Below are 25494 nucleotides of genomic sequence, written 5' to 3'. Positions count from 1 at the left end.
TGGAACGTGCCTCTTTAGACGCAGAGTCGTCAAGCTCTACCGAATGCGGAAGTATGAGGCAACTTGGGGCGAAAAAGCAGATGTCTGCAAAGAAGCGTCAGAAACAGCAATCTCAGAGTAGCGGATTGCTGTAGTTCATTATTCCTCAACCCCTACTGTCTAAGCCCTGACTATTTCCAGCCTTTATCGGCTTGGGCTAAAACGTAACTGGCAACATCTTCAATTTGTTCAGCATTCAATTTTCCACCAAATGCTGGCATGGCTGCTTTACCATTGGTTACTTGATATGCAATGTTTTCGATGGAATACATATCATATTTTTCTAAGTCTTCTTTTTGAAGAGTTTTGGCGGCGTTAACTACGTTTCTACCACCCATATGACAAGCCGCACAGTTGGCACTAAAAATTGATGCCCCTTTAGCAATATCTCCTGCTAGGGCAGGGCTGGTAAAGGAAAAACTAATGAGGGTTGTTAGTAATAAAATTAGGCTAAGGATCTTTTTCATTATTTGTTTATAATGTTTTTGTTTCTGTTTTTAATTCTTTATTAGGTCAACTTTTGATGTCAAAAGACTGGCTGTCAATTTTAGGGGTTTTGTAATTATTCTTTACAATCTAGCGGTGATACTCAGTACCATGATGATGGTAAGTGTTTTAAATTAATAATTTTTTAAAGAGATAAATTGTGGCGGTAAGACTAAAAAAAGTAACTAAAATATATAATAAAGTTCCTGTGGTTAATGATTTATCCTTTGAAATTAAATCGGGGGAAATCTTTGGTTTATTAGGGCCCAATGGTGCAGGAAAATCTACTACTATCAAAATGTTAATTACTCTGGCTCGTCCTAGTAGGGGTGATATTGAGGTGGCTGGATATGATGTGGTAAAGTCTCCTGAAAAGGTGAAGCGTAATATTGGGGTAGTTTTACAGCAAACTAGCGTTGATGGGGAATTGACGGTGTGGGAAAACCTCGAATTTCATGGCAGGATGCACCATATCCCTAACCCCGAAAGACAAGAATTAATTGATCGTTGGTTGGAATATGTGGAATTGGGCGATCGCCGTTTAGACCTAGTAAAAACCCTTTCTGGGGGGATGAAAAGACGTTTACAAATTGCACGGGCGTTATTACATAATCCCCAAGTGTTATTTTTAGATGAACCTACGGTAGGATTAGATCCTCAAACCCGTCGCCGTTTATGGGAAATTATTAAAGATTTGAATCGTCAGGGTATGACTATTTTACTCACTACCCATTATATGGAGGAAGTAGAATTTTTATGTGAAAGGGTTGGTATCATTGATGCGGGGCAGTTAATCGAATTGGGTACGGTGAATGAGTTTAAGGAAAAGTATGGACAGGGTATCATGGTAACTCAAAAGGGCGATCGCATAGATTATCAATTTTTCCCCAGCACTCAAGAAGCCAACGAATATGTTAATAATATTGAAGATAAAACGGGCATTATGATTCGTCCTTCTAACCTAGAGGATATTTTTATCAAGTTAACAGGACATCAACTTTAATGGCTAACAAATAATTACCTTTGAGTTAATGCTATGGTGGTTATTTGTAATTCACTAGAATTGATCCCTCTGGGTTTTTCCCATTCTCCATGCCCCTAACTTCAGACTAGGTATTTATGAAAAAAAGTAAAAAGCTAATTCTCCCCATATCCACTATTTTACTGTTTATCGTAGGCATTATTGGTGCTACGGTATTGACTCCCCAACTGGGAATTTTGTGGGAAAATGTCATTGTACCTCGCTTAGAAGAAAGACCAGAATATCGCCTTGATGCCCCTTCGGAAGTATTAGCATTAGCCGATGTTAGCCCAGAGGATAGGAAAGCTAGATTAGAAGAAATTGCCAATGGTAGTGATGCTAGTTTGGATAGGGCAAGGGCTAGATATTTACTAGCCAATGATTTGATTCGCACGGATTTTGACGGGGGACAGGCTTGGAATTATTTGCGAAACTTAGAGCAACAATATCCTATCCTTGCGCCTTATATCGTCTTACGGCAAGGAAGGGCATGGGAATTAACTAATGATAACTTACGGGCAAAACAGTATTGGGAGCAGTTAATTAATGATTATCCCGATTCCCCTGTGATTGTGGAAGCCTATTTTCGCCTAGGGCAAGAAGAGCCAGAATATTGGCAAAAGGCGATCGCCCAGTTTCCCCAACATCCACGGACAAAAAGCATTATTTACGAATTATTAGCCCAAAATCCTAATCAAAAAGAATTACTACTAACCATCGCCCAATATGATTTAAGCCCCCGTAGCGATAGCTTTAGGGATAAATTAGCCAGTGACTACCAAGAAGAATTAGAACCAGCCCAATGGCAGATAATCGGTGACAGTTATTGGGCAAGGGGACAATTTAAAAAAGGCGCGCAGGCTTATCAAAACGCCCCATCTAGCCCCGAAAATCTTTACCGCATCGCTAGGGGTTATCAGGTGGGAGACGAAGAAATTTTGGCCATTGAAGCCTATCGAAAATTAATAGCAGAATACCCTAACGACTCTCAAACAGCCTTGGGGTTGCGTCGTTTAGCCACCCTTGTTGCCACCGATGAAGCCCTGGGCTACCTCGATAAAGTTGCTCAGGATTTTCCCAACGAAGCCCCCGAAGCCCTTAATCAAAAATTTGGTCTTTTGAATAGTGAAGGAAGAAGTGATGAAGCTAGTGTGGTAAGAAATCAAGTCATTAGCCGTTTCCCCCAATCCGATGAGGCAGCAGATTTTCGTTGGCAAATTGCCCAGGATTTTGCCCAAGGAAATGATTTTGTGTCCGCTTGGCAGTGGGCGCAGGAAATTGGCATCAATAACCCCGAAGCTAGTATCACTCCCCGTGCCTCTTTTTGGGTAGGCAAATGGGCGCAGAGTTTGGGGCAGACGGAAGAAGCTCAAAAAGCCTTTGAATTTGTTTTAGAAAAACATCCCCATTCTTATTATGCTTGGCGTTCGGCGGCTAATTTAGGTCGTGGGGTGGGAGATTTTACCACGGTGCGAGATCTCACTTTTGAGGTGGAGCTTCCTGCGGTGCGCTCTATTCCTCCCGGTGGTTCGACGATGTTTAAGGAGTTATATTTATTAGGGGAAGATGAAGATGCGATCGCCCTTTTTGAAGCAGAATTATCAGATCCTGACAATGTAACGGTAACGGAACAATTTACCCAAGGATTGTTAAAACAATTGGATGGGGAATATTTACAAAGTATTAGTCTCATTTGGAGCTTAAGCACCAGAGAAAACCCCGACGAATTGCGTCAGTGGCGGATTTTACGCCGTAGTCCTGAATATTGGTACGCTCTTTTTCCCATGCCCTACAAAGATTTGATTGTGAAGTGGTCATCCCAAAGAAATCTTAATCCCTTCCTGGTGACTGCCCTCATGCGTCAAGAGTCGAGGTTTCAGCCCCTGATTCAGTCGGCGGTGGGTGCTACGGGTTTAATGCAGGTAATGCCCGAGACAGGGGAATGGATAGCCCCTCAGATTGAATTGGAGGAGTTTTCTTTGACTGACCCCAATGATAATATTAATCTTGGTACATGGTATTTGGATTATACCCACCGCAGGTACGATAATAATTCCCTCTTGGCGATCGCCAGTTACAATGCAGGACCGGGGAGTGTGGATGGTTGGCTCGAAAGATTTGATTTGAGCGATTTTGATCAATTTGTGGAAAATATCCCCTTCCCAGAAACCAAGGGTTATATAGAAACAGTTTTTGGCAACTATTGGAACTATGTAAACCTCTATCAACCCGACAGCGAAACCTCTGGTTTAATCAATTTCGGAGGGGAAAGTTAACTAAGCCAAAATTCTTATCCTTTGCCTCCTGTCCAATTCACAATTATCCCCATGAATTAACGTCCGCCGTGCTACGATCTGTAAATGATAGAGAAATGAAGAATAAGGAAAAATTTGAATGGAAGAATATGATAAGTCAATATCTTTTTTTGAAGGAAGAGATATAAAAATAAAAGTAGGGTTGTTAGCACCTCAAGCAGGGGGATCAGTATTAATCGAAGCAGGAGAAACATCCGTTTTCGTTACAGCCACTCGTTCTCAAGGCAGAGAAGGCATAGATTTTTTACCTTTGACCGTTGATTATGAGGAGAGATTATACGCCGCAGGACGTATTCCTGGAGGTTTTTTGCGTCGTGAAGGAAGACCCCCAGAAAAAGCTACTTTGACCAGTCGTTTAATTGATCGCCCCATGCGTCCTCTCTTTCCTTCTTGGTTAAGGGATGACTTACAAATTGTGGCGGCTACCCTATCTATGGATGAAAATGTACCCCCCGATGTTTTAGCGGTAACGGGAGCATCCATTGCCACTTTGGTGGCTCAAATTCCCTTTGCCGGCCCCATGGCAGCGGTGAGGGTAGGTTTAGTAAAGGATGAGTTTATCATCAACCCCACTTTTGAGGAAATCGAAAATGGTGATCTTGATCTTGTGGTAGCTGGTACTCCCGATGGGGTTGTCATGGTGGAAGCTGGGGCAAATCAACTCCCTGAGCAGGATATTATTGAGGCCATCGATTTTGGTTATGAAGCAATTTTAGAACTAATTCAGGCTCAAAAGGATTTAATCCAAGAGTTGGGTATTGAGTTGGTGGTGGAATCTAAACCCGATGCAGATTCTAATGTGGAGCTTGAGAAACTCGTTGCTGATAAGTGTACCGATGAGATCAAAAAAGTCCTTTCTAACTTTGACTTTGACAAAAAAGCAAGGGATGAGGCTTTAGATGTGGTTAAGGCTAATGTGCTAGAAAGTGCGATCGCCCCTTTACCCGAGGAAGATCCCATCAAGGTTGCCATTGCAGAAAATCCTAAACTTTTAGGCAATCTCTTTAAGCAATTGACCAAAAAACTCATGCGTCTGCAAATTATTGAGGACGGAGTTAGGGTAGATGGCCGTAAACTGGACCAGGTGCGCCCCATCTCCTCTCGAGTCGGTTTACTACCCCGTAGGGTTCATGGTAGTGGTCTATTCCAAAGGGGTTTAACCCAAGTATTATCCATTGCTACCCTCGGTACCCCGGGAGATGCCCAGGATTTAGCCGATGATCTCCATCCTGACATCGAAAAACGCTATCTTCACCATTACAACTTCCCCCCCTACTCCGTGGGTGAAACCAAACCATTGCGATCGCCTGGTCGTCGGGAAATCGGCCATGGTGCCTTAGCCGAAAGGGCGATCGTTCCTGTACTACCCCCCAAAGCAGAATTTCCCTATGTGATTCGGGTCGTATCTGAAGTGCTATCCTCCAATGGATCAACCTCCATGGGGTCTGTGTGTGGCTCTACCCTCGCCCTAATGGATGCGGGAGTACCCATCACCAAACCCGTGAGCGGAGCCGCCATGGGCTTAATTAAAGAGGGTGATGAAGTCAGGATTCTTACCGACATTCAGGGCATCGAAGACTTTTTAGGAGATATGGACTTTAAAGTAGCGGGTACCGATGAAGGTATTACCGCCCTTCAAATGGACATGAAAATCACTGGTTTAGAGTTGGAAACCATCGCTAACGCCATCAGACAGGCAAAAACTGCCCGTTTACATATCCTCGAAGAGATGCTCAAACCCATCGGCGAACCCCGTAAGGAATTATCTCCCTTTGCCCCTCGTTTGATGACCATGAAAATTGATCCAGAAATGATTGGTTTAGTCATTGGGCCTGGGGGTAAAACCATCAAGAGTATTACTGAGCAAACAGGCTCAAAAATTGACATCAGCGATGATGGCACCGTTACCATCTGTGCGGTACAAGCCGAAAGAGCTAGTCAAGCCAAGCGCATTATCCAAACCATGACCCGTAAACTCAATGAAGGGGATGTATATTTAGGTAAAGTTACCCGTCTTATTGACATCGGCGCCTTTGTAGAGGTTTTACCAGGAAAAGAGGGTATGATTCATATTTCCCAACTAGCCGAACACAGGGTTGGTAAGGTAGAAGATGAAGTAGCCATCGGTGATGAAATTGTGGTAAAAATCCGTGGTTTTGATAACCGTGGACGTTTAAATCTCACTCGTTTAGGTATTCATCCTGAACAGGCAGCCATAGCCCGTCAAGAGGCTGAAGGTTAATGGTTCTGGGTTTAACCTGTAGTTACTCAAATTAAGAATGAAACAAAGTTAATATTTTGTAGGGTGGGCATTGCCCACCATGGGCTAACTTTTGATCATGATTAACACTCAAAAAAATGTCTCATGGCTACTTAAACACCATAAAAATTTAAGGTTAAATATTCAACCCTTGTTGTTTTTAAAGGAAAATTCATGGATGCCACACAACAATTAAAAAAAGGAATTGAGCAATTAAATACAAGGGAGTTTTACCCTTGTCATGACACCTTAGAAGAAATTTGGATGGAAGCCCCCGAAACGGACAAAAAATTTTATCAAGGTATTCTACAAGTTGCCGTGGGTTGCTATCACCTTAGCAATGGTAATTGGCGAGGGGCATTAATTTTGTTGGGGGAGGGTATCAATAAGTTACGGGAGTTTGAACCTATTCACTATGATTTAGATATTCTGGCCTTTACGGATGCAAGTTATGCTCTTTTAATGACTTTACAAAAAGTTGACCCTGAAAAAGCGAAGGACTTTTATGGGCAATTGTTAGAAAGGGATTCAGTAAATGGGGTAAAGTTACCTCAACTCCATCAATGGAAAAATTCTTCCCAGAGCTTTTGATATTTTGGTCTGCGAGTGTACCATCGAATTAGGGCTTTACTAAGTAGCATGGGATTATGGCGAATACTAAAGTTATCAGGATTTTCACTCATCACATTAACCTGTACTATTCTTCTACCCAATTTTTTGACTTCTTCTCGATCTAAAAAAACAGGATGGGATTTTTCATCGGCATAAATTCGGAGGGCTTCGGGGGATGGCTTTCTCCCTTGCACCAATACCGCATCAAATAATTTTACTCCACAAATGGTGTCAATGGCTCGTATATGATCGGCGACGGTATAGCCATCGGTTTCTCCGGGTTGAGTCATGATGTTACATACATATATCTTAGGGGCAGAACTGCGGGCGATCGCACTTCTAATTTCAGGGACTAATAAATTAGGAATCACACTGGTATATAAACTCCCCGGCCCCAAAATGATATAATCCGCCTGTTCAATAGCTTTTAACACCGAAGGCACAGCCTTTGGAAACTCAGGCTTACAACCAAAATCAACTATTTTTTTACCCTGTTGGGGAATTTGTGACTCTCCGTGTACCATAGAACCATCGGCATATTTTGCCCACAAAGTGACATTGTCGAGGGTAGCAGGTAAAACACGCCCCGTAATAGCCAATACCTTGGCACTAGCATCAATTCCCTTTTCCAAATCATGGGTAATATCTGCCATGGCGGTCAAAAAAAGATTACCAAAACTATGATTTTTTAACCCTTCCCCCTCCTGAAAACGATATTGGAATAATTCCGTTAATAGGGTTTCCTCCTTTGCTAAAGCCGCAATGCAATTGCGAATATCTCCTGGGGGTAATACCCCCAATTCCCTACGTAAAATACCCGATGAGCCACCGTCATCAGCCACCGTCACCACCGCCGTCACATTACCACTATATTTTTTAATTCCCCGCAAAAGAGTTGATAAACCCGTACCGCCCCCCAAGGCAACTATTTTTAGTCCTTTATTTCGCTGGCGACGATTCCACAATACATCAATCAACTGTTGATCGTTATCGGGTTGTAATACATCCGTAATTGATCCAAACGCTCCTTTTTGTCCCCAATATAAGAGCAAGATACCCACAAAAAAAGCCAATGGCCCAGAAATATAATTGGGAATTACATTGGTGATGCGGTTAAGAGAATCGATGATAAATTCTATCAGGCGATTAATGGGGGTTAGTTTCACCCAAATAGCCAACCCTAAAATGGTAAATAAAACACCTAACAAACTGATAATTAACCAACGTTTTACAGAAATGCCGGGGGATAGCCATCGATACCAGCCATTATTTTTTTTGCGATCGTTGTTTTTACCCATATCAGTTTATAAGTTCAGTGGTGGAAGGCTTTGATGATGTCAGGGGCCCAGGGGAAAGAATAAATTTCCTTCCGAAACAGGCTTTTGAGCATCTGAAAAATTCTCCCTTTCAAAACTCATGGTAGCCGATAAATGGGAATCTCCCAAATATATACCAAAGATTTAAGGCAAAAGTGATAGGACTAGACAGAGGGAAGAGGTAATATTTTTATGGTTATTTTTACTTCAAATGATGGTATTGTGAAAGAAATAAACACTAAAATTGTAAGTGTTACCAATTTTCTTTCAAAACCTGTACAGCCTAATAAGGTTTTAAATATGACTGGCAAACATCGACCTTAAATAATTGAGAATGAGTAGTAATATAGGTGATTTAGAAAAAGAACTTTTTTTGAAAGAAGTTGAAATAAATGAGAAACATCAACAATTAAGGGAAAACTTAAAGGGTCTTTATCATGAGCTATCTTCCGCACTTTTTAGTAACCATAAATTATCGATCAAAAAAGAGATAAACAACATAGAACAAGAGATTGAAAGTGATTTGTTAAGTCTTCAAGAGAAGAAAAAAATGATTGCTAAAAAAAAGGAAGATTTGATGATAAAAAGTAGTGAACTTCAACTAGCTTTTTATGAGGCAATAGAGAATAAAAAAGGCATCAAATCAACTAATAGGGATGATCAGAATCCGCTATTAGATCTTATTGAACAAATGGCTCTGGACGGAACAGATAGTATTAATTTTGATAATTTTTATAAGGAACAAATATCATTCTTGGATAAAAAAATAAAATTAAAGTTAATACAAAAGATAATGGAAGATATTCTGGAAGATACATAAAAAAATCAATAAAACTTCTAAATTTAAAAATTAATTATTAACTTGTTATATGAATCCGTTATTTCTCCTCATTGATGGACATTCCCTCGCTTACCGTGCTTATTATGCCTTTGCCAAGGCGAGAAAAGGGCCATTACGTACTTCCACAGGGATTCCCACCAGTGTTTGTTATGGTTTCCTAAATTCTTTGTTTCAATTAGTTGATAGTTATCAACCAGAATTAATGGCGATCGCATTTGACCTCAGAGAAGCTACTTTTCGCCATACTGCTGACGCTAATTATAAGGGCGATCGCAAAGAAACTCCCGATGATTTTATGGAAGATTTATATAACCTCCAGCAACTATTACAAGCCCTTAATATCAGCATTGTCACAGCCTCTGGTTATGAAGCGGATGATGTTTTAGGTACCCTTGCCCTTCAAGCATCCCAACAAAATTATGCCGTAAAAATAGTAAGTGGCGATCGGGATTTATTTCAATTAGTAGATGATAAAGCTCAAATTAGCGTCCTCTATCCCGACAAACATTTAGGGAAATATAACGAATTTACAGAAAAAGAAGTTTTTGACAAAATGCAGGTAAACACCAAGCAAATAGTCGATTTTAAAGCCCTCTGCGGTGACAAATCTGATAGCATACCAGGGGTGCTAGGAATAGGAGATAAAACAGCAGTTAAACTATTACAAGAATATGATAATTTAGCTAATGTTTATAAAAATATCAATAATATAAAAGGTGCGATTCAAAAAAAACTTATTAATGGAGAAAAAGATGCTCTTCATTCTCAGTATTTAGCTCAGATAGTTACTGATATAAATTTAGAAAATAATCTGAATAATTATCAATTGACTGGAATTAATACAGATCAAGCCATAGCATTATTAGAACAATTAGAACTAAAAAGTTTTGTTACTCAAATTAATAAAATTCAAGATAAATTAGGAGGAGAAGAATTTAAACTAACTTCCCCTAATGAGTCACCAGAAAATGAGCAATTATCTTTGTTTAATACTCCCTCTAAGCAAGAAATCATTAACCCTATTATTGTCGATACCGAAGAAAAGTTAAATAATTTTATCAATGTTTTAAAACAACAAACTGATGGGAAAAAACCCCCTGCATGGGATACAGAAACCAACTCCCTCGATACTCAACAAGCAGACTTAGTCGGCATTGGTTGTTGTTGGGGTGAGACGGAAAAAGAAAGCGTTTATATTCCCCTTAAACATACCCAAGGGCAACAGTTAAGCACCGAATTAGTCTTAGGAAAATTAAAGCCTATCCTTGAAAGTCATTCATATCCCAAAACCTTTCAAAACGCTAAATTTGATCGCTTAATTTTTGCCCATCAAGGCATTGAACTAAAAGGGGTTGTGTTTGATACCATGTTGGCAAGTTACGTTTTACAACCCGAACAAAGTCATAAATTAAGTAGTCTTTGTTTGCAATATTTAACAGATACAGTATCCCAAAACTATGATGATTTAGATATTAAAAAAGGGGAAACTATTGCTAATTTATCCATTGAAATCGCTGCTTCCTATGGTGCGTTAGATGCGATCGCCACTTATAAATTAACCCTAATATTACAAGAAGAATTAAATAAAATTCCCGAACTAAAAGAAGTATTTAACCTAGAACTAAAATTAGAACCAATTTTAGCCCAAATGGAAAGGGATGGCATTACCATTGACAAAGAATATTTAGAGCCATTATCCCAAAAAATAGGTAAAGATTTAGAAGAAATTGAACAAAAAGCCTATGAATTAGCAGGGGAAAAACTTAACCTTGCATCGCCAAAACAATTAAGCACATTATTATTTGAAAGACTAGGACTAGATACCCGTAAAACAAAAAAAACTAAAACAGGATATTCTACCAATCAAGTAATACTAGAAAAGCTAGAAAAAGATCATCCCATCATTCCTGAAATCTTGCAACATCGCACCCTTTCTAAATTAAAATCTACCTATGTAGATAGTTTACCTACCCTTATCAATCCAGATACCCAAAGAATCCACACGAATTATAATCAAACCGTCACCGCCACCGGGAGACTCTCATCATCCAATCCTAACTTACAAAATATCCCCATTCGTTCCGAATTTTCTCGCCAAATTAGACGGGCATTTATTCCCCAAGAAAATTGGTTATTTTTAGGGGCAGACTATTCCCAGATTGAGCTTAGAATTTTAGCCCATCTTAGTCAAGAACCCATTTTAATCGAAGCCTATCAAAATAATCAAGATATTCATACCGTTACTGCCCAATTATTATTAGATAAAAAAGACATCAATTCCTATGAAAGAAGCCTAGGAAAAACCATTAATTTTGGGGTGATTTATGGTATGGGGGCGCAAAAGTTTGCCAGAAAAACAGGGGTAAGTGTGAAAGAAGCTCAACAGTTTATTCAAATTTATCAGGAAAAATATGCTGGTATTTTTAATTACCTAGAAACTATGAAAAAAGAAGCTCTTGGCAATGGCTATGTAACTACTATTTTAGGAAGAAGAAGATATTTTAATTTTGGAAATAGCGCCTTTAATTCATTAAGAGGAAAAGCCCCAGAGTCTATTAATTTAGATGAGTTAAAGTTCAATAATTATGATGCTCAAGCCTTAAGGGCTGCAGCTAATGCTCCCATACAGGGTTCTAGTGCCGATATTATTAAGATGGCCATGGTTAAAATTAATGATTTATTGTCATCCTATGAAAGTAGATTATTATTACAAGTCCATGACGAATTAGTTTTTGAGATTCCTCCCCATGAAGTGGAAGAATTGACCATTAAGCTAAAAGATATTATGGAAAATGTGGTTAATTTATCAATACCTTTAATTGTGGATATTCACACAGGGAAAAACTGGATGGAAGCGAAATAAGTTAATTAATAATTGACCATTGACGGTTAACCATAACTATCTCTTTCCTTGTGTTTTCTATCTCTCCTCTTAAATTAGGCAAAAAACAAAAAATATTTTTGTCATAGCAAAGGGGCAAAAAATTCCGATAAAATAAGCTAAAGGCAATAATATTAATAAATTATCATGACTTCTGCAGAGGTTAACAACCCTAGTACCCTAGATAGTATCATCAAATTATTACGGTGGGATAAACCCGCAGGACGACTCATTTTAATGATTCCAGCCCTCTGGGCAATATTTGTGGCGGGGGAAGGTAAACCGCCCCTTAGTTTAATATTTATCGTTATTTTGGGAAGTCTGGCGACAAGTGCCGCCGGTTGTGTGATCAATGATTTATGGGATCGTAATATTGATGATAAGGTAGAAAGAACTAAAAAGCGTCCCCTCGCTTCACGGGCGCTGTCGGTGAAGGTTGGTATTGTTGTTTTTATTGTCTCCCTTGGTTGTGCGGCTGGGTTGGCTTTTTTTCTCAATCCCCTCAGTTTTTGGTTATGTGTGGCTTCTGTACCCGTGATTGTCTGTTATCCTTTGGCTAAGAGGGTTTTCCCTGTGCCTCAGTTGGTGTTATCCATTGCTTGGGGTTTTGCGGTGTTAATTAGTTGGAGTGCGGTAACGGGCAATTTGAGCGATAATGCTTGGATTTTATGGGGTGCAACGGTGTTATGGACTTTGGGGTTTGATACGGTTTATGCCATGGCGGATAAAAAGGATGATTTACAGGTAGGAATTAATTCTAGTGCCATCTTTTTTGGGGATTTTGTGGCGGATGCAGTGGGTTTATTTTTTGCTCTGACTGCTGGTTTATTTGCTTATCTTGGTGCTGTGAATGGTTTTTCCTTCATTTTTGGGGTGACATGGGCGATCGCCGTTATCCTGTGGGTAGGACAGTATATCGAGTTAAGAAAAACTGATGGGGAGTCGATTAACTATGGTGGTATTTTTGGGCAAAATGTGACCATTGGCTTTATTTTGTTGTTGGGTATTATTGTAGGCATTCGTTAGGGGTAAAGGACATTGAGTCAGGAAAATTGGTTAGGATTAATGATTGGTAATTCCCGTTTACACTGGGCTTATTTTGTGGAGAATGAGCTACAGCAAACCTGGAATACTATCAAGGGGGATTCTTTACGGGAGTTAGAGGATATAATTCCCCCAGAAATTAATGGTTATTTAAAAAAAGAAATTCCTCTCTATGTGGCTTCTGTGGTGCCTTCTGCCACTCGTTTATATCTACAATTACCCCAGACTATCATTATTGATGTACACTCTATTCCCATTGAAGGTATCTATAATACCATGGGGTGCGATCGCACTTTAGCCCTTTGGGGAGGGGGTTGTAAATATGGATTTCCTTGTCTGGTTATCGACAGTGGCACGGCTTTAACCTTCACGGGGGCAAATGATACTAGGAGATTAATCGGCGGTGCTATTCTACCCGGGGTAAAGTTACAAATGGAAACCCTTTTTTTTAATACTGCGGCCCTTCCCGAAGTGGAAATATTAGAGCAATTTATTCCCCGTTGGGCAAAAAACACCCCTAATGCCATTCAAAGTGGGGTAATCTATACTATTCTTGGGGGCATCAAAGGATTTATAGATGATTGGTTAGAAAAATATCCTTCTTCTTCTATCATTCTTACGGGGGGGGATACCATGTTATTAAAACAATATTTTGGAAAAATTTATCCCTCTTTAGCAGATAAAATTATCTTTGATTCTGATCTCATTTTCTATGGCATGAAAGAGTATAAAATCGAAGCAGTAAAGTAATTGAGAATGAATAATAAAAATAATAACCTATTAAAACTTAAACCCTATGGAAAATAGCTTAAAGTTATGAACCTAAAAATATCGATCAAAATTTTACTATTTGAAATTATTTTATCTTTTAGTCTTTTTTTAATCTTTAACTACATTGGATAATTGTGAATTTTCATTATCAACACCGTTGCTTACTCCACTGCTGATGCGGTTTATAATAGATTAGGAAACAATTGTATTAAAACCTGAGACAATAATGGCGATCGCACCTAATACCAGTATTAAACCAGAAAATCTTATCACCCCAGATATTTTTAAACCAGCCCGTTATTTAGGTAACGAATTAGGCTCAAAACATAAAGATTGGGAAAGTGCCTCGGTGCGCTGGGTGTTAACATATCCTGAAATTTACGAAGTAGGAGCGTCAAACCTTGGGCATATTATTCTCTACAATATCATCAATGCTCAACCACGGCAAATGTGCGATCGCGCCTACCTTCCTGCCCCCGACTTATCCCAAAAAATGAGGGATACCCATACCCCCCTCTTTGGACTAGAAACCAAAAGAGACGTAAAAGAATACGATATATTAGGCTTTAGCCTTAGCTACGAATTAGGTGCCACCAATATCCTCGAAATGCTCAGTCTTGCCCATATTCCCCTCACCTGGCAAGAAAGAAAAGATACCGACTATCCCCTCATCTTTGCAGGGGGGCAAACAGCCACCTCAAACCCCGAACCCTACGCCGATTTCTTCGATTTTGTAGCCCTCGGTGACGGAGAAGAATTGTTACCCGAAATTGGTTTGGTGATTGAAGAAGGAAAAAAAGACGGCTTAACTAGAACAGAATTACTACTTGACCTTGCCCAAGTGCCGGGGGTGTATGTACCGCAATTTTATGATATGCAACCCGATGGCAGTGTGAAGCCCAACCGTGACGATGTACCAGAAAGAATTTTGCGCAGGGTAGCCACCCCCATCCCAGCCTATTCTATCGGTTTAGTACCCTATGTGGAAACTGTCCATGATCGCCTTACGGTGGAAATCCGTAGGGGATGTACCAGAGGATGTCGCTTTTGTCAACCAGGGATGTTAACTCGCCCTGCTAGGGATGTGGAACCCGAGGCGGTGGTTGATAGTATTGTAGATGGTATGAAAGCCACAGGATTTAACGAGTTTTCTTTATTATCCCTCAGTTGTTCCGATTATCTCTCTTTACCTTCCGTGGGTATCGAAATCAAAAACCGTCTCAAGGATGAAAATATCTCCCTTTCTTTACCTAGTCAGAGGGTAGATCGTTTTGATGAAAACATTGCTAATATTATCGGTGGTACTCGTAAAACAGGGTTAACCTTTGCCCCTGAAGCAGGTACTCAACGAATGCGGGATATTATTAATAAGGGTTTAACTAACGAGGAATTGTTGCGGGGTATTCAAACCGCCGTCAGGGAAGGATGGAATCAGGTCAAACTTTATTTCATGATTGGCTTACCTGGGGAAACCGATGAGGATGTATTGGGTATTGTGGAAACCGTCAAATGGTTACGTCAAGAATGCCATCACCTCAGTAGTAAGCGTCTTAATTTTAATATCACCATCTCCAACTTTACCCCCAAACCCCATACCCCTTTTCAGTGGCACTCCGTTTCTACCTCGGAATTTTTGCGTAAACGGGATTTACTCAAGGATGCTTTTTATCATCTTCGGGGTGTGAAGGTGAATTATACCGATGTGCGTATCTCCGCCATTGAAGATTTTGTGGGTAGGGGCGATCGCACTTTAGCCCCCGTAGTCCGTCGCGCGTGGGAATTGGGTGCCGGGATGGATTCTTGGTGGGAAAGCATCGACAAGGCTTATCAGGCATGGGAAACCGCCATCGAAGAAGCCGGGTTGATCTGGAAATATCGTAAAGTCGAAAGCGGTGAATGGAATATTTTTGATGCTCAAAACCCAGAGGAAAACCATGATAACATCAACTATTATGCCCCGTTACCATGGGATCATTTAGATACGGGGATCGATAAAACATGGCTCAAAGAAGACCTAGAAAAAGCCTTGGCAGAAGCCACCGTGCCAGACTGTGCCTTTGATGGTTGCAGTAGTTGCGGTGTTTGTAGCCCCGATTTTGGTCATAACATCGTTGTCACCCCTCCCCCCATTCCCGACTATGTGGGCAACTTTAAACCTAACCAAGAAAAAGCCCAACGGATTCGAGTATGGTTTGGTAAACAGGGGGATATGGCATTATTAAGCCATCTGGACTTAGTACGTTTGTTCGATCGCGCCGTGAGAAGGGCAAGTCTTCCCATTTCCTACACAGGAGGTTTTCACCCCGGCCCTAAAATTTCCATCGCCCTCGCCCTATCTTTGGGGATGACAAGTAACGGTGAAATTGTTGATTTTGAAAATCATACCCGCATGGATATTGATGAGTTTGTGGAAAAATTACAGGCTCAACTTCCTATGGAATTACCTTTAATTAAGGTGGAAGAATTACCCATAAAATCGGCTAAGGCAACGCAAATATTAGACACAGCGGAATATTTGGTAACCCTATCTGCTGATAACAATATTAGTCTTCATCAGTGGCAAAATTGGATTAATGAGGTTAACAATGCCTCGGAAATATTGATGGAAAAAAACTCTAAAAAACGTAAGAAAAAAATGGTCAATTTAAGGGCTAATTTATTAAGTTTATGCTTGGCTGATGATAATTTTGAGAAGTCAGAAACTATTACTATTAAATATACAGGAAGTGCCAAAAATGATGGCTCTTTATTAACCCCTGATCATGTTTGTTATATGTTAGAGCAGGTTAGCTCAGAAACATTGACTATTACTAAAGCCCATCGAGAAATGATCCTCTTAACCGATCATATTACTCAATAAAAACCATTTAATAAGGGGTTTAACCCCCTTGCCCCCCCCGTGCTGATGATAGACCTTGATCTCGAATTGTTATGATGGATTAGAGCCACCTTTGGTATCTTATTAACCATGAAAAAATTTACTGCCAAAATATTCAGCTTAAGTTTCGTTACCCTAACCACTATCTTTTTATTGGTGGTGGCAAATGTGCCTACTCAAATTCTTTTAACCAAAGTGCGATCGCCCCAACCCCAAGCTATTTTGGTATTAGGCGGAGGCACAGGTAGGGAACATTTCGCCCTTGAGTTTGCCCAGAAACATCCTAATTTACCCGTATGGGTTTCTAGTGGTTCCCCTTCCGAGGGGCAGGTTTTAATTAATGGAGATCTTGATCCTGAGCGCGTTCATTTAGATAACCGTGCCACGGATACGGTTACGAACTTTACCACCACAGTAAATGCTTTACTGGAAAATAATATTCATCATGTTTATCTCATCACCTCAGATTTTCACATGAGACGCTCCCGTGCGATCGCAACGGTGGTGTTTGGGAGTAGGGGAATTATTGTAACTCCTGTTTCCGTATCCTCTGGACAACAAAGGGAAGAAACCTCTCGAGTTATTCGGGATGTGGCAAGATCTTTTTTATGGATATTTAGTGGCCGTACAGGGGCAAGTCTTAATCCCCGACTAACCCAACAAGCCCAATTTTCCATAACTGACCTGATTTAAGTACGTTTCATAAACAAAAAAAACCCCGTGATTACCATGGGGCTTAATTTTATCTTTGTGATTTGATATGGGCGATACTGGATTTGAACCAGTGACGTCCTGCTTGTAAGGCAGGCGCTCTACCACTGAGCTAATCGCCCTCGTTGCGTTCACCTCTATAATTATAACAACTCTTTTTTAAAAATGCAACATGCCTTCTGGAAAAAATCACGACCGAATTACATGGCTTTGTTTACCATGGATTTTCATCGGCACTATCATCGTCTCAAAAGACCTATTGACAGGCTTTGTAGTCGCTTCTGGATTTTTATTTAGCGGAATGATGTTTGGTCCTGATTTGGATATTTATTCTGTGCAGTTTAAAAGATGGGGTCACTTTAAGTTTATCTGGCTACCCTATCAAAAATATTTGCGTCACCGTTCTTTTTTTTCCCACGGTTTTATCATTGGCACGGTAATTCGTAGTCTATATCTTTCTTTGATCATACTATTACTTGGTTTTGTTTTAGGGGCGATCGCCCTTACAATTTTCCCTCAAATATGGCAATGGCAAGGAATAGTAAACAATCTAAGGATAGTTGGAACCATTTATATAAAAGAAATCGTAGCCCTGTTTATCGGTTTAGAATTGGGGGCAATGAGTCATTATGTAGCTGATGGTATCGGGTCATGGTTAAAAAAGAGAAGTAAAAAAAACAACAAAAAATCCCCTAGAAAACCTCAGTTAAAAAGAAAACCTACCAGAAAATCTCCTCGAAGGAAAAATTGACCCATACACTAGATAGTGATTATTCCCTGACGTTCGGTTATACTCATTTATGAAACCTAGGGCAACAGGTTATCATGAACATGTGCGAAACGTTATTAGTATGACATTAAGTAATGATTGTATCTGATCCTCTATCTCTCAAGTTAATAGATCTTTTTCCCTCCAATGGTTCTTTTAACTCTCAATTTGTTGGTGTTGCCTCTGAAAAAAGTGAGGTTAAGGCACAGCAAGAGTGGTATAGTGCGATCGCATCCATAGAACAACTATTACATCTAACGATTCCTGCCCACTCCCCGAAAACAGTACAAGGGGTAGTAATTTCATCACCAAGCCCAGCCATTACCCACACCGAATTATTACAAAATTTAGAAGTAGCGGTTTTTTCCTCCTCCCTCGAGCGACAAATGGTATTGCCTGTGTGTGAAAAAAATACCGTAGTCACAGAAAAAATATTTTCCCCCATCAACATCCCTTTACAAGATCAAGATTCCTTTAATAACGAAGATTTTTGTCTTGTGCTAACCAATGAATTTAGCTGTTTACTGGTAAAAGGAATAAACTCCCAAAAACAAGCTATTTTTAACTTTTCCTTTGACCCAGATTTAATTAATCAAGCATGGGCATTATTAAGAAAGAAAATAGTCCTTAACTATCAGTATCAAGAAAACTATTTACAAGAATTAATAACTACATTTAGTCCTAGAACTCCCCATTATAAAATAGTCAGTCACTTCAGCCAATTTTTATTGGAAAACTTAAGGTTAATTGCTTTAAAACCATCAGAAGAAATTATTTCTAAGCCCTCAGAAAAACGTCATCAAAGCATTTCTCTTAAAAAAACTCCCCTGCCTCCATACCCAGAAATTGAATTACTACAAGCCCTTACCCATGAAATCAGAACCCCTCTAACTTCCATTAAAACCCTCACAAAGTTATTACAAAAAAAAGCAAAAGCATTTCCTGAATTAACTAAATATTTAGAGATGATTGAGCAGGAATGTAGTGAACAAATTAACAGAATGGATTTAATTTTTCGGGTTGCCGAATTAGAAGCAACTCCCCATAAACACAAAGAGCTTAATCTAGTTCCTGTATGTTTAGAACAAATTTTAAATCAAACTATTCCTATCTGGAAAAGACAAGCACAAAGAAGAAACATTGTCCTCGATTTTATTGTACCGAAAAAGTTACCCCAAGTAGTAAGTGACCCCGTTATTTTAACGCAAATGTTGGGGGGATTAATGGAAAAATTTACTCGAAATATTCCTAGCGGTGGACATTTTCAGGTGTTAGTTTTACCGTCAGGGGATCAACTTAAGTTACAGTTTTTGTCGGAGTCCAATTTGAATAGTAATCAGGTAAAATGTTTGGGAAAATTACTTTTATTTCAACCAGATACGGGTAGTTTATCTTTGAATCCTGATGTTACTAAACATATTTTTAATGTTTTGGGCGGTAAGTTAATTATTAAGCAAAATCAAAATAAAGGGGAAATTTTAACTATATTTCTTCCCCTCGGAAAGCAACAGAGAATGATGGGTGGTGAATCATAGCCTACAGATGCCCAAGGCAAGGGGGTTTTATTGTTTTTGGGGCGTTGGTGAGTTAAGGTATGATTTTTGGTTTAGTTCGGCAATGGTAATGATAGTTCTAGTATTATAAACCGTTTCCTTCCCTAAGGGCATGATAGTCGGGGGTGTTTGTCCATGCAAATTTTAGGGAGTTGGTGAGGTTTTTATTACCACTTGTCATAAAGATGATTAGGGCGATGGTTGCCATGATTCCTGCGATGGTGAAAAGAAGGGTATAACCGCCAAGATCAAGAAATAATGTCCCAATCACGGCACTACCGAGGGCAACTCCCACATCAAAACCGCCGATACAGACGGAAAAAGCTCTACCTCTTTCTTTGAAGGTACATCGATCTGAAATGAGGGCTAGGGTAATGGGGATAAACATTCCAGCCCCTGCTCCTTCAAATAGGGCGGCGATGATAAGAGCGAGGGGGGTTGTGGCTTCTGCTAGTAAAATCATGGAGATGATATAGCAAAGAAGACTTAGGGTAATGAAACGTCCTCTACCATAGACATCGGAGGCTTGACCTGCAAAAAAGCGCATGGAAAATGAGGCGATCGCCGTTCCTGTATAAAAAAGACCTACGTTAAAGTTAATATCTAAATCTCTGATATGGAGGGGTAAAAAGGTAACAATGGTACTAAATAATGAACCGACTAAAAGTAAGGTTAGGGTAGGTACGAGAAATGAGCGATCTAAAAATAGTTCTTTGAAACTACGCCCTAGGTTATTTTGTGGGTTAGGGTTTTGAGAGGATTTTTTCTGTTCTTCTCTGATTTGTGCTTGTCTTTCGGGGGGAAATTCCCTCACTTTTGAGCCAAGAAATAATGATAATAGTCCACATCCTGCACAGAAGGAAAAGAGAATTTGATAGCTACCATAGGTTTGTAAGAAACCACCCACAGCCGGGCCAATGGCCATGCCGAGGGGAATTACTAAACTCATATAGCCGATTAGTTCTCCTTTTTGTTTGGGGGGTGATATGTCCACCACGAGGGCGTTATAACCTGTGGTAAAGGCGGCAATACTGATGCCATGAAATGCTCTAATGCCCATGAGTTGGGGAATTTCACTCAAGAATAAGTAACCTAAAGGAGCGATCGCCGCTACGGTGGCACCAATGAGGATAATTACTTTACGGCTGGGGTAATATACTAGATTACCAAAAAAGAATTTACCGACTTTAAAAATAAATTGGGTGATAGTTTTGGAGAGGGGAACTTTTTGCAGACAAACATCTAGGCTTTGATCGGCTAACTGCCCCAACCACACACGAGAGCCTAATAAACCGACGATAAAAAAGCTCATGACGATGGCTACTTGTTTGGGTTCTGCTCCCATGTCTTCAATGTAGGCAGGAAGGGTGGGAAGCAGGGATGACATACTCATCCAAAATAGTAGTCCACAGGCGAATAAAATGCCGATGTTAAAAAGTTGTGGGCGCTCGATGGTTTGAAATACCTTCAGAAAATTCACTGTTTGTGACGATTTTTGTTACAAAAGTTCATCTTCCATTATCCCTTAAAAAAAATATTATGGCAGTTCTACGGAGCTTGGTTTGGCAATATGGGGTAAGCCCCAACCTAGTTTTTCTCGGAGGATGCGGAAGAATTCGGGGGATTGGAGACGGATAAATTTGGCATTGTAGGGCGATCGCACCATACGCACTTCATCATCGGGTAATATATAACATCCAGCGTTACCATCCCCCACCATCACCATTTGATTATTGGTAGCAGGATAGATAGTAACAGGTTCTTTGTCAGAAAAAACCAAAGCCCTAGAAGCGAGAGAATGGGGGCAAATGGGGGCAAGTTGGAACACAGGCACATCAGGGGTGACCACCGGACCTCCTGCACTGAGGGAATAAGCGGTAGAACCTGTGGGGGTGGAAATAATTACCCCATCGGCGGCAATGTCCACGGGAGCATGGCGACCAATTTTGATTTCAAAATGACACATACTGGTGAGGGGTTCACGGTGTACTACCACTTCATTGAGACAAAGGGCTTCCCAGAGTTTTACTCCATCCCTGACTACATTTACTTCAATCATCGATCGCACCTCCATCTCAAAATCTCCCTCTAACACCTGTGCGATCGCCATATCTAGCTGATTAAGATAAATTTCGGTTAAAAAGCCCAAATGTCCTGTATTCACCGTCAAAACAGGGATATTGTGGGGAGCAACCTGACGACAGGCGGACAAAACAGTACCATCTCCCCCTAAAACGATGGCGAGTTCCATGGTTTGGTCAAACTCTGGTTCGGCTATCTGTTCGATAGGGCTATGACATACGGGGCGATCGGGATAAGAATAACCTAAAATACCAGTGTAGCCCGTGGCTAAATAAACATCGTAACCCTTTGCCATTAAACTTGATTGTAATTCCGCAGCGATTTGACAGGCAATAGGTTTCACATCGTTGTAGATAACACCGATTTTAGGCATCAATAAATATTCCTAGTAAAATTTGACCGAGAAAGACTTAAGTTCCCATAACACCATAGGCATTATACCAGAATCAGCGATTTTTCCCCATGTACTTTAACTATTTTCATGGAGATTGCAAACTGTTCATTTGATTTTGAGCATAGCCAATTAAATTTTGTGCTTGCGTATAGGATGTTGAATTTTTATCTACCTTTTTCAAGGTGTCTATGATGCGTTGAATTTGTACAATACGCCGATTAACATTATCAGTGGAATCATCCATATTTACCATGGTCGAACGATAGTTATTAATTAAATCTTCTGCCCTCTTAAAATAGTTTAGAGAATTTTCTTCTATTTCTTTTCTGAGTCTGACATCCCGCAAATTATTTTCATATTCAACAATAATACGATTAGCCTGACGATAACCATCTAAGTCCGTTTCGGGTATTCTATTTAATTCATTAATTGCTTTTTGCCAAAAATCTTCAATATCTGACCATTCACTGACGGTATAAGGGGGATTTTGCGATCGCACCTTAGCCAAATTAGCAAAATCTTGGGCGGTACTTACAAAAGTAGCTAATCTCTCATTATTAGCAGAAAAACCCACCATATCCTCAAAATCTAACTGATGGGCAACCAATTTTTGTCTGGCAATGGTACCCGCAAAAGTAGATGGAGAAATCAAATTAAACTCATTTAGCATAGTGCGCCATTGTTGAATAATTTGTCTTCTTTCTTGATCAGAATTACTATTTTGATATTGATTTTTTATTTGCCCTAACTGTTCTTCTAAATTGTTTAAAGTAACTTTAGCATTATTTCCCTGAAAAACTTTCGCCTCTAATTCCCCTACCTTTCTGCGCATTGTCATAAACTGAGATCCAGAAAAACTAGAACGATAAAAAAAACGAGAACCTCCATATCCCATCAATTCATTTTGAGCAATAATAGGAATTTTATCCAAATAAATCTTACCTTCTGCTAATCTTTGAGAACCTAATTCCAGATCTGGAAAATCTGTAGCATTATCAATTAATTGCTCTGCTTGTTCTGTTAAATTTAGAGCTTTTTTAAAGTTATTTTCTACCACAATTTGACTAGGTAAAAGTAGAATAGGAGCATGATTATTTATGGGGCGACGGATGGCGGCGTAGGGTAAATTGACAATATATAAAAATCCAATGGGAATGCCAATTCCAATACCGCTAATAATTAATCGTCTAATGGATGACTTAAATTTCGGCTCTTGTGTTTGAGGAGAATCTTTTGTTTTTGTATTATAAATCTCTTCTTCTAGTTGTTCTAACCTTGTTTTTGGTTCAATTTTTTGTGGGGCTAACTTTAGGCTATTATTTTCTTTTTTTTTCCTAAAAACCGTTTTAAAGAACATGGTAAGCTCAAATATTTTTTATGAATATTATATATTCTGCCCGTAAAACATCCCTAAACTCTCACCCAAGGGAAAAAAGACTAGGGGGAAAGTATCCCCCGACAATTAAGGAAAAATCAATAACTAGATTAAAAAATTAATTATCAATTATCCATGGTCAATTATTTATTAAAATATGCTTCTAAAGCTTCGGTAACGATTTGATTCATGGCTTTTTTCTCTTCTCCAGAAACGGTTTTTAGCTTTTGGTACCATTCCTCATTAACACTGATGCGATGTTCGTTACGTTTTGCACGGGGTTTTTTCTCGCCTTTTTTCATAGTTTTTTTATTGTTAGGTTGATAAGTTTGAGCATATTCTCTGAGCGCATCGAAACCAACACGGTTACAAAAATCGCCAAAGGTTTCATTTTTCTTTTTGCTATCACGGAAATAAACAAATAGAGGTTCTAAAAATTGTTCTAATTCTGCAATATTGAGCTTTTCTTGATAGGTACGAGCTAATCTAGTTTGATTGGGGCAACCTCCTAACCACATTTGATAGACGTTGGGTGCTGAACCTACAAAGCCTAATTCTGCCATATAAGGGCGCGCACAACCATTGGGGCAACCTGTCATCCGAATTACGAAGGTTTCCTCCGCCATACCTAGTTTTCCTAGGAGGGTATCAATGCGATCGACGATACTAGGCAAAATTCGCTCAGATTCGGTGGTGGCAAGTCCACAGGTGGGCATAGCAGGACATGCCATGGAATAACGGGTAAGATGGTTGACTTTGTCAGGATCTAATTCTACGCCGTTATCACGAAAAATTGTGTTAATGTCTTCTTGCCATTGAGGATCAATTTCATAGAGAATGATGTTATGGTTGGCTGTTAGACGGGTGGGTAATTCGTATTTGGTGATGACTTGTTTGAGGGCGCTTTTTAGTTGGAAGTTACCATCGTTTTTGACTCTACCGTTTTCTACGGAAATACCAAGGAATAGTTTACCGTCTCCTTGCTCATGCCATCCTAGATAGTCTTCATATTTCCATTTGGCTAGTTTTTTGAAAGGTTCTAATTTTTTACCGAGGTATTCTTCTACTTTGGTTTTAAATCTTTCTACTCCCCAATCGTTGATTAAATATTTCATTCGGGAATGACGGCGGTTAGTGCGATCGCCATAATCCCTTTGAGTAGCGACTACTGCTTTCACCAAATCAAAAACATCATCTTTTTTCACATAACCAATTTCATCGGCGGTGCGAGCAAAGGTTTCTTCTTTTCGGTGGGTACGCCCTAAACCACCCCCCGCAAGGACGTTAAATCCTTGTAGTTCGCCTTTTTTGTTGGTAATTACCACTAAACTAAGGTCGTGGGTATAAACATCAATGGAATTATCCCCAGGTACGGTTACAGAACATTTGAACTTACGGGGCATATACTGAGTACCATAAATAGGCTCAGGGGAGTCTTCAAAGTTGCTACCATTAAGGTTTTTTTGACGGGCTGCCTTAACTTCGGGGGCTTCTTCGGCGGTGATGGCTTTTTCTCCATCTAACCAAATTTCATAATAAGCACCACTTTGAGGGGCTAGTAAATCGGCGATTTTGTCGGCATATTCCCAAGCATACTGATAATCTAATCTATTTTTATAGGGGGCGGGGGGGGCCATGACGTTACGGTTTAAATCACCGCAAGCCCCAAGGGTAGAACCCATGTTCTGGACGATGGTTTTAATAACGGTTTTAAGATTTTTTTTGAGAATACCGTGGATTTGATAACCCTGTCTGGTGGTAACTCGGAGGGTATGGTTACCATATTCTTCGGATAGTTGTTCGAGGGCGAGGTAAAGTTGGGGAGGGATAAACCCCCCGGGGTTACGGGTGCGCAACATAAACTGATAGTCTTTTTCTTGCCCTTTTACCCGATTATCTCGGTTGTCTTGCTGATAGGAGCCGTGAAATTTTAATATTTGGATACCATCTTCACTGAAATGGGTTGTGTCTTGCGTTAACTCGGTGGCTACTGGTTCTCTTAAAAAGTTACTACGCTCTTTAATTCCTTCCACTTTTGAGCGTTTTTTCTCAATGGTTGAACTGTCTGTCATTACTTTTTTGTGTTTTTTGTCAGATTCCTATTTACTATTCTAGTGCGATCGCACTTAATCTGTCATTACAGACA

At 39.8% G+C, this 25494-nt stretch carries 18 protein-coding genes and 1 tRNA gene; 12 read left to right on the top strand and 7 right to left on the bottom strand.

Features of this window, described 5'->3' with window-relative positions:
• Positions 1-170: 170 nt before the first annotated feature.
• The gene (gene petJ / locus ACXITR_RS03285; protein WP_457995801.1) at positions 171-506 is read right to left on the bottom strand and encodes a cytochrome c6 PetJ; all 336 of its coding nucleotides are present in this window, start codon (positions 504-506) and stop codon (positions 171-173) included.
• Between the two features lie 179 nt (positions 507-685).
• Here petJ and ACXITR_RS03280 point away from each other — a divergent pair, with 179 nt between their 5' ends.
• From ACXITR_RS03280 to ACXITR_RS03265, 4 genes are all read left to right on the top strand, one after another.
• Positions 686-1528, top strand: coding sequence for an ABC transporter ATP-binding protein (locus tag ACXITR_RS03280; protein ID WP_457995800.1), 843 nt, complete (start codon positions 686-688; stop codon positions 1526-1528).
• Positions 1529-1644: 116 nt separating this feature from the next.
• Positions 1645-3822, top strand: a complete 2178-nt coding sequence (locus ACXITR_RS03275) for a lytic transglycosylase domain-containing protein (protein ID WP_457995799.1) — start codon at positions 1645-1647, stop codon at positions 3820-3822.
• A 118-nt stretch (positions 3823-3940) separates the two neighbouring features.
• Positions 3941-6103, top strand: a complete 2163-nt coding sequence (locus ACXITR_RS03270) for a polyribonucleotide nucleotidyltransferase (RefSeq protein ID WP_457995798.1) — start codon at positions 3941-3943, stop codon at positions 6101-6103.
• Positions 6104-6295: 192 nt separating this feature from the next.
• Positions 6296-6712, top strand: a complete 417-nt coding sequence (locus tag ACXITR_RS03265; protein WP_457995797.1) for a DUF309 domain-containing protein — start codon at positions 6296-6298, stop codon at positions 6710-6712.
• Here ACXITR_RS03265 and ACXITR_RS03260 read toward each other — a convergent pair.
• Entirely contained in the window at positions 6682-8031 is a 1350-nt protein-coding gene (locus ACXITR_RS03260; protein ID WP_457995796.1) for a gluconeogenesis factor YvcK family protein, read from the bottom strand. The two genes, ACXITR_RS03265 and ACXITR_RS03260, sit on opposite strands and share 31 nt — an antisense overlap.
• A 352-nt stretch (positions 8032-8383) precedes the next feature.
• Here ACXITR_RS03260 and ACXITR_RS03255 point away from each other — a divergent pair, with 352 nt between their 5' ends.
• From ACXITR_RS03255 to ACXITR_RS03230, 6 genes are all read left to right on the top strand, one after another.
• Positions 8384-8869 carry a hypothetical protein gene (locus ACXITR_RS03255; protein WP_457995795.1) on the top strand — a complete coding sequence of 162 codons (486 nt, stop codon included), beginning with the start codon at positions 8384-8386 and terminating at the stop codon, positions 8867-8869.
• 49 nt (positions 8870-8918) lie between these two features.
• The gene (polA, locus tag ACXITR_RS03250; RefSeq protein WP_457995794.1) at positions 8919-11753 is read left to right on the top strand and encodes a DNA polymerase I; all 2835 of its coding nucleotides are present in this window, start codon (positions 8919-8921) and stop codon (positions 11751-11753) included.
• Positions 11754-11918: 165 nt separating this feature from the next.
• Positions 11919-12797 (top strand): 4-hydroxybenzoate solanesyltransferase, encoded by an 879-nt coding sequence (locus tag ACXITR_RS03245; protein WP_457995793.1) that lies wholly within the window; start codon positions 11919-11921, stop codon positions 12795-12797.
• 12 nt (positions 12798-12809) lie between these two features.
• Positions 12810-13565 carry a pantothenate kinase gene (locus ACXITR_RS03240; protein ID WP_457995792.1) on the top strand — a complete coding sequence of 252 codons (756 nt, stop codon included), beginning with the start codon at positions 12810-12812 and terminating at the stop codon, positions 13563-13565.
• 247 nt (positions 13566-13812) lie between these two features.
• A complete protein-coding gene (locus tag ACXITR_RS03235) occupies positions 13813-16446 on the top strand; it encodes a TIGR03960 family B12-binding radical SAM protein (RefSeq protein ID WP_457995791.1) in 2634 nt (877 codons plus the stop codon).
• A gap of 108 nt (positions 16447-16554) precedes the next feature.
• Positions 16555-17157 (top strand): YdcF family protein, encoded by a 603-nt coding sequence (locus ACXITR_RS03230; RefSeq protein WP_457995790.1) that lies wholly within the window; start codon positions 16555-16557, stop codon positions 17155-17157.
• Positions 17158-17225: 68 nt separating this feature from the next.
• Here the strand turns inward: ACXITR_RS03230 and ACXITR_RS03225 are convergent.
• Positions 17226-17297 (bottom strand) — tRNA-Val (locus tag ACXITR_RS03225).
• A 50-nt stretch (positions 17298-17347) separates the two neighbouring features.
• On the opposite strand from ACXITR_RS03225, the gene ACXITR_RS03220 reads away from it, so the two are divergent.
• Complete coding sequence (locus tag ACXITR_RS03220) at positions 17348-17926, top strand: metal-binding protein (RefSeq protein ID WP_457995789.1); 579 nt, start codon at positions 17348-17350, stop codon at positions 17924-17926.
• A 113-nt stretch (positions 17927-18039) separates the two neighbouring features.
• Positions 18040-19479 (top strand): sensor histidine kinase, encoded by a 1440-nt coding sequence (locus ACXITR_RS03215; protein WP_457995788.1) that lies wholly within the window; start codon positions 18040-18042, stop codon positions 19477-19479.
• Positions 19480-19582: 103 nt separating this feature from the next.
• On the opposite strand, the gene ACXITR_RS03210 is transcribed toward ACXITR_RS03215, so the two are convergent.
• From ACXITR_RS03210 to sir, 4 genes are all read right to left on the bottom strand, one after another.
• A complete protein-coding gene (locus tag ACXITR_RS03210; protein WP_457995787.1) occupies positions 19583-20977 on the bottom strand; it encodes an MFS transporter in 1395 nt (464 codons plus the stop codon).
• 57 nt (positions 20978-21034) lie between these two features.
• Positions 21035-21952, bottom strand: a complete 918-nt coding sequence (locus ACXITR_RS03205) for an NAD(+) kinase (protein WP_457995786.1) — start codon at positions 21950-21952, stop codon at positions 21035-21037.
• Positions 21953-22058: 106 nt separating this feature from the next.
• Positions 22059-23330 (bottom strand): hypothetical protein, encoded by a 1272-nt coding sequence (locus ACXITR_RS03200; RefSeq protein ID WP_457995785.1) that lies wholly within the window; start codon positions 23328-23330, stop codon positions 22059-22061.
• A 161-nt stretch (positions 23331-23491) separates the two neighbouring features.
• The gene (sir, locus tag ACXITR_RS03195; protein ID WP_457995784.1) at positions 23492-25420 is read right to left on the bottom strand and encodes a sulfite reductase, ferredoxin dependent; all 1929 of its coding nucleotides are present in this window, start codon (positions 25418-25420) and stop codon (positions 23492-23494) included.
• Between the last annotated feature and the right edge of the window lie 74 nt (positions 25421-25494).

Source organism: Cyanobacterium sp., from assembly GCF_054166785.1.
Note: the sequence above shows the minus strand (reverse complement) of the source record. Positions and strands in the feature narration are given on the sequence as shown.